We start from the raw sequence: 7,408 nt of genomic DNA on the forward strand, positions 1-7,408 counted from the left end.
GGGAGATGTTTATAAGAGACCGGCCCGTGGGGCGCCAGCCTGCCGGCCAGCGGCCGGCACTACCACGCTGCCGCTTTATCTTTTACAATTCGCCTACGTTTATCAGGCTAAGCCCGCGTCCCGACGCGGGTTTTTTTCATGTTACCCTTCGGGCCATCAGCGGCCCGATTCCATTGGAGACATCCCATGGCGCTGGAGCGCACCCTTTCGATCATCAAGCCGGACGCCGTTGCCAAGAACGTCATCGGCGAAATCTACGCCCGCTTCGAGAAGGCCGGCCTGAAGGTCGTGGCCGCCAAGTACAAGCAGCTGTCGCGTCGTGAAGCCGAAGGCTTCTACGCCGTGCACCGCGAGCGTCCGTTCTTCAACGCGCTGGTCGAGTTCATGATCTCCGGCCCGGTGATGATCCAGGCCCTGGAAGGCGAGAACGCCGTCCTGGCCCACCGCGACCTGCTGGGCGCCACCAACCCGAAGGAAGCCGCTGCGGGCACCATCCGCGCCGACTTCGCCGAATCCATCGATGCCAACGCCGCCCACGGCTCGGACTCGGTCGAGAATGCCGCGATTGAAATCGCCTACTTCTTCGCCGCCACCGAAGTCGTTTCGCGCTGAGAGTAATGCCGTGAACGAGGTCGTACAGTCCCCCGCCATCCAGCCGCTGCCGAAGTCGGCACCCACGGCTGGCAAGCAGAACCTGCTCGACCTCGATCGCGCGGGCCTGGAGAAGTTTTTCGTCGAGGTTCTCGGCGAGAAGAAGTTCCGTGCCCATCAGGTGATGAAGTGGATCCACCATCGCTACGTCACCGATTTCGATGAAATGACCGACCTCGGCAAGGTCCTGCGCGCCAAGCTGCAGGCCCATGCCGAGGTGCTGGTTCCCAACATCGTGTTCGACAAGCCCTCCGCCGACGGCACCCACAAGTGGCTGCTGGCGATGGGCGTGGATGGCAAGAACGCCATCGAGACCGTGTACATCCCGGACAAGACCCGCGGCACGCTGTGCGTGTCCTCGCAGGTCGGTTGCGGCCTGAACTGCACGTTCTGCTCCACTGCCACCCAGGGCTTCAACCGCAATCTGACCACCGCCGAGATCATCGGCCAGGTGTGGGTTGCCGCACGCCACCTGGGCAACGTGCCGCACCAGATGCGCCGCCTCACCAACGTGGTGATGATGGGCATGGGCGAGCCGCTGATGAATTTCGACAACGTCGTGCGCGCCATGAGCGTGATGCGCGACGACCTGGGCTACGGCCTGGCCAACAAGCGCGTGACCCTGTCGACCTCCGGCCTGGTGCCGCAGATCGACCGCCTGTCTGCCGAAAGCGACGTGTCTCTGGCGGTGTCGCTGCATGCGCCGAACGACGCGCTGCGCGAGACCCTGGTGCCGCTCAACAAGAAGTATCCGATCGCCGAGCTGATGGCCTCGTGCGCACGCTACCTGCGCGCCAACAAGCGCCGCGAATCGGTCACCTTCGAATACACCTTGATGAAGGGCATCAACGACAAGCCCGAGCATGCCCGCGAGCTGGCCCGCCTGATGCGCCAGTTCGACAACGCGGTGCAGGCCAAGGATTCGGGCAAGGTCAACCTGATTCCGTTCAACCCATTCCCGGGCACCCGCTACGAGCGTTCGGAAGAAGCGCACATCCGTGCCTTCCAGAAGATCCTGCTCGACAGCAACGTGCTGACCATGGTCCGCCGCACCCGAGGCGACGACATCGACGCCGCCTGCGGCCAGCTCAAGGGCCAGGTGATGGACCGCACCCGCCGCCAGGCGGAGTTCAACAAGACGCTGCAGGCGGGGAAGGGGAGCGATGCCGCGGCCTGACCGCCTCTGGCTGGTTCTGTTCGCAGGCGTGCTGGCCGTTGCGGTCGGCGGCTGCAAATCCCATCCCAAGGCCAAGCTGGGCCCCAGCGAGGCGCCGGTCTACTCGGTCCGTGATCCGGACAGCGTGCGGCGCCAGGTGCGCCTGCAGGACCTGCTGGCCCTGGCCGCCCGCGACATGCAGGTGGGCAACCTCGATGCGGCCGAACGCAAGGCGCGCGAGGCGCTGAAGCTGGCCCCCGAGTCGCCCGATGCGCTGGTGCTGCTGGCCGGCATCGACGAGCGGCGTGGCCGCACCCAACAGGCTGGCGAGAGCTTCCGCAGGGCTGCCGAGCAGGCGCCGCAGCGCGGGGACATCCTCAACAATTACGGCGCGTGGCTGTGCCAGCAGGGCCGGCCGGCCGAGTCGCTGGTCTGGTTCGATCGTGCGCTGCAGGCGCCGGGCTACGCCACGCCGGCCGAGTCCCGGGCCAATGCCGGGGGCTGTGCGCTGGATGCCGGCCAGTTCGAACGTGCCGAGCGCGACCTGCGTGCGGCGCTGGCAACGCTGCCGGGAAACCCGGTCGCGCTGGAGGCGATGGCCCAGCTCAGCTTCCGCCAGGGGCGCTTCATGGAGGCCCGGGCCTTCGCCGAACGTAGGATTGCGGCTGCACCCGCAACGCGTTCCGTGTTACAACTTGCGTCTCAAATCGAAGCGCGGCTGGGAGATCGGGCGGCATCTGACCGCTATCTTCAGCGCATTCGACAGGAATTTCCGCAGGAAGCGGGCTCCTAACTCCAGGGTTGATGCATTGTGATTGATGACCAGACTGTGAGCGCTCTCGAGACTGCGGCCGGCTGCGGCAGCCGCCTGCGCCAGGCCCGCGAGGCGGCCGGACTGACCCTCGAAGATGTCGGCTCGCGCCTGCGCATGCCGGTCCAGGTGGTCAAGTCGCTGGAAGAGGAACAATGGCAGAAGCTGGGTGCGCCGGTATTCGTGCGCGGCCAGCTGCGCAGCTACGCGCGCCTGCTGGACGTGGATGTGAGCCAGCTGCTGGAGCAGGCCCAGGTCGGCCCGGTGGTTCCGCCCACCCTGGTCAGCCATACCCATACCCCGCGTGCGCGCCGCATTGCCGAGAATCTCGGCCGTCGCGTGCTGTATGTCGGTATCACCGCGGTGCTGGCGGTGCCGGTGTGGTTCGCCACCCGTGGTCATTTTGATGGCAGTGCGACGCCGTCGCCGAACACCGCTTCGCTGGACGCGATCCCGGCCGCTGTGCCGGTGACCCCGTCTGCCGCCGGCGTCGAGCCGGCCGCCGTGGCTGACGTGGCGAGCGCCCCGGCCAGCAAGCCGGCCGCCACCCCGTACGTAGCCTCGCTGGCCCCGGTGCCGCGTTCAGCCCCGGCACCAGCGGCTGCCGCCAACACGCTGGACATGCAGTTCAGCGGCGACAGCTGGGTCGATATCGGCGGCCCGGACGGCGCTACCGTCGAGAAGGCGCTGATCAAGTCCGGCGAGAGCCGCAGCTTCACGCCGGGCCAGGTGACCCGGGTGACCCTGGGCAACGCCTCGGCGGTCCAGGTTCAGCAGAACGGCGCTATCGTCGATCTGACCCCCTACCAGCGAGCCAACGTGGCACGCTTTCAGGTATCCTCTGAAGGCTCCGTAGTCCCGGTTTCGCACTGAGGCGCGGTTTCACCACCTTCGATTAATCCCAATGGTCCCTCCCGATGGGCGGGGCGAGAGTACGCATGGCGATCGACGATCTGCTCGACGAGCACGAACAAAGTGAACGCGTCCGCAGCTGGCTGCGGAAGAATGGCGCCAGCATCCTCGGTGGCGTAGTCATCGCCATCGGTGCCATTGCCGGCTGGCAGTGGTACCAGAAGGATCAGGGCGGCAAGCTGGCCTCGGCCAATGTCGAGTACCAGAAGGCGCTCGTTGGCCTGCAGCAGAACAAGCTCGACGACGCCTCCAAGGCGGTCAAGGCGCTCGAAGCCGGCCCGTCCAGCATCTACGGCGACCTCGCGGCGCTGCAGCTGGCCAAGGCCCAGGTCGACGCCGGCAAGAACGAAGAAGCCCTGGCCACCCTGCGCGGCGTGAAGGTCGAAGGTGACCTGCAGCGCGTGGTCGACCAGCGTGTGGCCCGCCTGCTGGTGGCCACCGGCAAGAGTGACGAGGCGATCAAGCTGCTGGGCAGCGCCACCGACAGCAGCAGCCTGGAAATCCATGGCGACGCGCTGATGGCGCAGGGCAAGCGTGATGACGCCCGAGGCCAGTACGAGAAAGCGCTGAAGTCGCTGGACGTGGCAGCGCCGCAGCGGCGCCTGCTGGAAACCAAGGTTATGGACGCCGGCGGCACCGTTGCCGCCCCTGCGGAGTCGGTTTGATGAGTCAGAAGGTCATGATCACCCGCGTCGCCACCGTGCTCCTGATGGGCATGGCCCTGACCGGCTGCAGCACCGTGAAGGGCTGGTTCGCCGGCAAGGACGCGGCCGCGAAGAAGGCACAGGAACCGGCTGAGCTGGTCAAGTTCGAGCCGACCGTGAAGGTCAACAAGGCCTGGTCGGTCAACCTCGGCAAGGGCGAGCGCCGCATCGGCGTGCGCCAGGGCCCGGCCGTGGCCAACGGCCACGTGTTCGCTGCGGCACTCACCGGTGGCGTGCACGCCATCGACCTGCAGACCGGCAAGAAGGTCTGGACCTGGGAGCCGAAGAAGGAAAAGAAGAAGGCCAAGCTGCGCCTGTCCGGCGGCCCGGGGGTCGGTGAGAACCTGGTCGTGATCGGCACGCTCGATGGCCAGGTCATCGCCCTGGACATCAACGACGGCAGCGAGAAGTGGCGCGCCCGTGTTCCGGGTGAAGTCATCGCCGCGCCGGCCATCGCCCAGGGCGCGGTCTACGTGCGCAGCAATGACGGCCGCATCACCGCGTTCGATGCCGGCAACGGCACCCAGAAGTGGTTCAACCCGAGCGAGCTGCCGGCGCTGACCGTGCGTGGCAACGCGCCGGTGGTGACCGGCCCGGGCGTGCTGTTCATCGGCAAGGACGAGGGCGCGGTTGCCGCCCTGGCCCAGCAGGATGGCCGCACCCTGTGGGAACAGAATGTGGGCAACGGTGAAGGCCGTACCGAGCTGGAGCGCATGGCCGATGTCGACGGTGCGCCGGTGCTGGATGGCAATACCCTGTTCGTGAGCAGCTTCAAGAACCAGACGATGGCCATCGAAGGCCCGACCGGTCGCCCGCTGTGGGCGCGCGACCATGGTGGTGCCGGTGGCGTGGCGGTCTCGTCTGGCAATGTGTTCGTCACCGACAACAAGGGCGGCGTGTTCGGCCTGGACAAGGCCAGCGGCGCGGCGATGTGGTCGCAGACCGCACTGGCCCGTCGCTCGCTGACCGGCCCGGCACTGCACGGCGACTACGTGGTGGTCGGCGACTACAAGGGATACGTGCACTGGCTGCAGACCTCCGATGGTGCGATGGCGGCACGGGCAAAGAGCGGCGGTGACGCCCTGCTGGCCCAGCCAATCGTCGTAGACGGGGTGCTGCTGGTGCAGAACGTTGATGGCAAGCTGACCGCCTTCCGGTTGGCAAATTAAAAATTGGAGTAATCGCGATGCTGCCTTTGGTCGCCCTGGTTGGACGGCCGAATGTCGGCAAGTCGACTATTTTCAATGCGCTTACGCGCACCCGTGACGCCCTGGTCCATGACCAGCCCGGCGTCACCCGCGACCGCAACTACGGTGTCTGCCGTCTGGACGAGGACAATCATTTCCTCGTCGTCGACACCGGCGGTATCGCGGAAGAGGAAGAGGGTCTGGCAGGGGCTACCACCCGCCAGGCCCGTGCCGCTGCGGCGGAAGCCGACCTGATCCTGTTCGTGGTCGATGCCCGTGAGGGTACCTCGGCGATGGACGACGAGATCCTGGCCTGGCTGCGCAAGCTGTCGCGCCCGACGCTGCTGCTGATCAACAAGATCGACGGCACCGACGAGGACACCGTGCGTTCGGAGTTTGCCCGTTACGGCTTCGGCGAGATGCTGACCGTGTCGGCTGCGCACCGCCAGGGCCTGGACGACCTGCTGGACGAAGTGGTCCAGCGCCTGCCGGAAGAAGGCAGCGGCGAAGAGCTGGACAACGATCCGAACCGCATCCGCATCGCCTTCGTCGGCCGCCCGAACGTGGGCAAGTCCACCCTGGTCAACCGCATCCTCGGCGAGGAGCGCATGATCGCCTCCGACGTGCCGGGCACCACCCGCGACTCGATCGCAGTGGACCTGGAGCGTGATGGCCGCGAGTACCGCCTGATCGACACCGCCGGCCTGCGCCGTCGTTCGCGTGTGGACGAGGTCGTCGAGAAGTTCTCGGTGGTCAAGACCATGCAGTCGATCGAGCAGTGCCAGGTGGCCGTGCTGATGCTCGACGCCACCGAAGGCGTGACTGACCAGGACGCCACCGTGCTCGGTGCCGTGCTCGACGCCGGCCGCGCGCTGGTGATCGCCATCAACAAGTGGGATGGCCTGACCGAGTACCAGCGCGAGCAGGCGGAAACCATGCTGTCGCTGAAGCTGGGCTTCGTGCCGTGGGCCGAGTCGGTGCGCATCTCGGCCAAGCATGGCTCGGGCCTGCGTGAGCTGTTCCGCGCGGTGCACCGCGCGCACGAATCGGCGAACAAGACCTTCACCACCAGCGAAGTGAACAAGGCGCTGGAAGTGGCGTATGAGACCAACCCGCCGCCGACCATCCGCGGCCATGTCTCCAAGCTGCGTTACGTGCACCCGGCCGGTGCCAACCCGCCGACCTTCATCGTGCACGGCACGCGCCTGAAGGAACTGCAGGAATCGTACAAGCGCTACCTGGAGAACTTCTTCCGCAAGCGCTTCAAGCTGATCGGCACGCCCGTGAGCTTCATCTTCCGCGAGGGTACCAACCCGTACGAGGGCAAGAAGAACGTCCTCACCGAGCGGCAGGTCAAGGCCAAGCGGCGCTTGATGAAGCACGTCAAGGGCAAGTGATGCCGCCATGATGGCGCACTTGCCCAAGGAAATCAGGTAGTTGTCGGTGCTAGCGTGGGGTCATGGAAACCCGGACCCCATCGTCACTGAAATGGCTTGTCGATAAGCGCGCCCGCCTCGCTGGCCACATTGCCCAGATCCAGAGAAGGGCCGACGCTGTTCGTCAGCGTGCGGCCGATCTGGACAGCAGCGTCGAGGCGACGCGCAGGGATCTTGAAGCACTGGACCGCATTCTTGGCCTTCACGACATCTGCGTGCCTCCGGAGGTTATCCGACCGGTACGAATGTCGAGTGAGGGTCCGCTGCTACAGCGCGGCCATATCAGCCGAAACGTCCTAGCCTGCCTGAGAGAGGCGGCGGGTGAATGGCGGTCTACGACTGAGGTCCTGCTGTTCGTCGGCTCGCAGGGCAAGGCGGTGGACGGAAATGTGCAGTATGCGGAACTCAGGCTGCGGGGGTTCTACCCCGTTTTCACGGACACTTACAAGAAGGCCGATTCAGGCCATGAGGAGTGTTCATGTCAAAGCGTAGGAAGTTCAGTGCCGAGTTCAAGCGCGGTGCGGTTGAGCAGGCGAGCCAGCCCGGCATCA

9 protein-coding genes are annotated in these 7,408 nt (G+C 66.0%); 8 read left to right on the forward strand and 1 reads right to left on the reverse strand.

Annotation, left to right across the window (positions count from 1 at the left end; all coding sequences use genetic code 11):
• Positions 1-186: 186 nt before the first annotated feature.
• The 7 genes from ndk (at position 187) to der (ending at position 6,818) form a co-directional block, all read left to right on the forward strand.
• Positions 187-612 (forward strand): nucleoside-diphosphate kinase, encoded by a 426-nt coding sequence (ndk, locus tag AC5O77_RS21265; protein WP_008265389.1) that lies wholly within the window; start codon positions 187-189, stop codon positions 610-612.
• Between the two features lie 10 nt (positions 613-622).
• Complete coding sequence (rlmN, locus tag AC5O77_RS21270) at positions 623-1,828, forward strand: dual-specificity RNA methyltransferase RlmN (RefSeq protein WP_005409296.1); 1,206 nt, start codon at positions 623-625, stop codon at positions 1,826-1,828.
• Entirely contained in the window at positions 1,815-2,600 is a 786-nt protein-coding gene (gene pilW, locus AC5O77_RS21275; protein ID WP_478057146.1) for a type IV pilus biogenesis/stability protein PilW, read from the forward strand. Before rlmN ends, pilW begins: the two co-directional genes overlap by 14 nt.
• 18 nt (positions 2,601-2,618) lie before the next feature.
• Positions 2,619-3,491 carry a RodZ domain-containing protein gene (locus AC5O77_RS21280; protein ID WP_032130492.1) on the forward strand — a complete coding sequence of 291 codons (873 nt, stop codon included), beginning with the start codon at positions 2,619-2,621 and terminating at the stop codon, positions 3,489-3,491.
• 65 nt (positions 3,492-3,556) lie between these two features.
• The gene (locus tag AC5O77_RS21285) at positions 3,557-4,195 is read left to right on the forward strand and encodes a YfgM family protein (RefSeq protein WP_032130493.1); all 639 of its coding nucleotides are present in this window, start codon (positions 3,557-3,559) and stop codon (positions 4,193-4,195) included.
• Complete coding sequence (gene bamB / locus AC5O77_RS21290) at positions 4,195-5,403, forward strand: outer membrane protein assembly factor BamB (protein WP_032130494.1); 1,209 nt, start codon at positions 4,195-4,197, stop codon at positions 5,401-5,403. Before AC5O77_RS21285 ends, bamB begins: the two co-directional genes overlap by 1 nt.
• A 17-nt stretch (positions 5,404-5,420) precedes the next feature.
• Positions 5,421-6,818, forward strand: a complete 1,398-nt coding sequence (der, locus tag AC5O77_RS21295; RefSeq protein WP_049453247.1) for a ribosome biogenesis GTPase Der — start codon at positions 5,421-5,423, stop codon at positions 6,816-6,818.
• Between the two features lie 83 nt (positions 6,819-6,901).
• Here the strand turns inward: der and AC5O77_RS21300 are convergent, their stop codons facing one another.
• Complete coding sequence (locus tag AC5O77_RS21300) at positions 6,902-7,063, reverse strand: hypothetical protein (RefSeq protein WP_494507134.1); 162 nt, start codon at positions 7,061-7,063, stop codon at positions 6,902-6,904.
• Positions 7,064-7,335: 272 nt separating this feature from the next.
• Between AC5O77_RS21300 and AC5O77_RS21305 the strand changes: the two genes are divergently transcribed.
• On the forward strand, positions 7,336-7,408 hold a 73-nt coding region (locus AC5O77_RS21305), incomplete at its 3' end, for a transposase (protein ID WP_494506921.1).

This window comes from Stenotrophomonas sp. INTA L402-1, from assembly GCF_059295135.1.

Bases quoted from the DNA above. Each gene is read 5' to 3' on its own strand.
- ndk (WP_008265389.1), top strand. From the start codon at position 187: ATGGCGCTGGAGCGCACCCTTTCGATCATCAAGCCGGACGCCGTTGCC.
- pilW (WP_478057146.1), top strand. From the start codon at position 1,815: ATGCCGCGGCCTGACCGCCTCTGGCTGGTTCTGTTCGCAGGCGTGCTG.
- AC5O77_RS21285 (WP_032130493.1), top strand. From the start codon at position 3,557: ATGGCGATCGACGATCTGCTCGACGAGCACGAACAAAGTGAACGCGTC.
- bamB (WP_032130494.1), top strand. From the start codon at position 4,195: ATGAGTCAGAAGGTCATGATCACCCGCGTCGCCACCGTGCTCCTGATG.
- der (WP_049453247.1), top strand. From the start codon at position 5,421: ATGCTGCCTTTGGTCGCCCTGGTTGGACGGCCGAATGTCGGCAAGTCG.